This window comes from Salipiger sp. PrR003, assembly GCF_010500785.1.
Lineage (GTDB): Bacteria > Pseudomonadota > Alphaproteobacteria > Rhodobacterales > Rhodobacteraceae > Salipiger > Salipiger pacificus_A.
On the sequence record NZ_JAAGOV010000011.1, the window covers coordinates 1 to 1,448 of the forward strand.

Below are 1,448 nucleotides of genomic sequence, written 5' to 3' on the forward strand. Positions count from 1 at the left end.
AAGAATTACCTTGGAGCAAACCCTTGACAGCGATCATGAGAGCAGGCCGCTGAAATAGTCGGCGATGCGGAATGGTTTCCTTTCGGCGCAACTGTCCGGGTTTAGCTTCGGGTGCCTCGGCGCAGAAAGCATGCCTGTTTGACGCGGTTTGCCATCGTCACGCAGCCAGCAAGCGGGGCAGTCTGGCGAGGTTGTTGGCGGCCATTGTGAGGATGAAGCGGGAACGCACCCGTTCGATGCCCCGATAGACGGTCTGGGCCATGCCGCCGACGGTTTTGGCCCAGCCGAAAGCCTCTTCGATCCGTTTGCGGTGCTTGATCGACAGGGCGTAACCCTCGTGCCGGGTGGTTCTGCCGTCGATCGCTGAAAATCTCGCCTTCTGCGCGACATGCGGCGTGACGCAGGCTTGCCGCAGGTCGGCGACGAACTCGGCGGCGTCGAAGCCCTTGTCGGCGCCCAGCGTCAACTGCCGCGTCGATCCGGGGGAGTGGCGGTGGATCATGTCCAGTGCGGCGCGCCGTTCCGCGTGACCGTCGGCCTGCGTCAGGTCGCCCTGCACGATCAGGCCGTTGCGGTTCTCCATCAGCGCATGGCCGATGAAGCAAAGCATCGCGCCGGTGCCGGGGGATTTCTTGTAGAGCCGGGCATCCGGGTCGGTGGTTGAGGCATGGGTGGCATTGGACCGCTTCTCGCCCCGGAAATCGACTTCCGCATTACGGTTCTGGCGGGTGGGACGGGACATCGGGTCGGTCTCGGACGGTGTCGGTTCGGGGTGGTCTTCGGTAGGGCTGTCTTGACCGGACGGGCCGCCCGGATCGTCGTCAGACGGCGTGTCGGTCGCCTTCGGCTGGAAGCTCTTCATGGAGGCCCAGGCCTTCACCAACGTGCCATCGACCGAAAAGTGGTCGTCCGACAAGAGCGGCGCCACCTCGCGATGGGCCAGGATCGCTGCCATCACCTTGCGCGACATGTCGGTTGTCAGCAACCGGTCGCGGTTCTTGGTGAAAACGGTCGGCACCCAGACCGCATCGTCGATCCCGAGACCGACGAACCAGCGGAACAACAGGTTATACTGCATCTGTTCCATCAGCTGCCGCTCGGAGCGGATCGAGAATAGGATCTGGATCAGGCTCGCCCGGATCAGCCGCTCCGGCGCAATCGAGGGGCGGCCGAAATCGGTGTAAAGCGCCTCGAACTCGCCATCCAGGCTCGCCAGCGCGTCGTTCACCACCTGCCGGATCTTGCGCAACGGATGCCGCGCGGGGATGCGCGCCTCCAGATCGACATAGCTGAACAGCGACCCGCTCGTCTCGTCCGTCCCGCGCATCATAACCCCCGCCGTTATCGTGCCGACGGTGAGTCATGTTCTCATACCTCTGTCGAGGCGGGACTATTTCAGCGGCCTGTTCTCATGATCGCTGTCAAGGGTTTGCTCCAAGACACTTCTG

The 1,448-nt window shown here is 63.2% G+C and carries 1 protein-coding gene; it reads right to left on the bottom strand.

What is annotated here, in order from left to right; all coding sequences use genetic code 11:
- Window positions 1-157: 157 nt before the first annotated feature.
- Window positions 158-1,327, bottom strand: coding sequence for an IS5 family transposase (locus tag G0D83_RS01070; RefSeq protein WP_164188783.1), 1,170 nt, complete (start codon window positions 1,325-1,327; stop codon window positions 158-160).
- Between the last annotated feature and the right edge of the window lie 121 nt (window positions 1,328-1,448).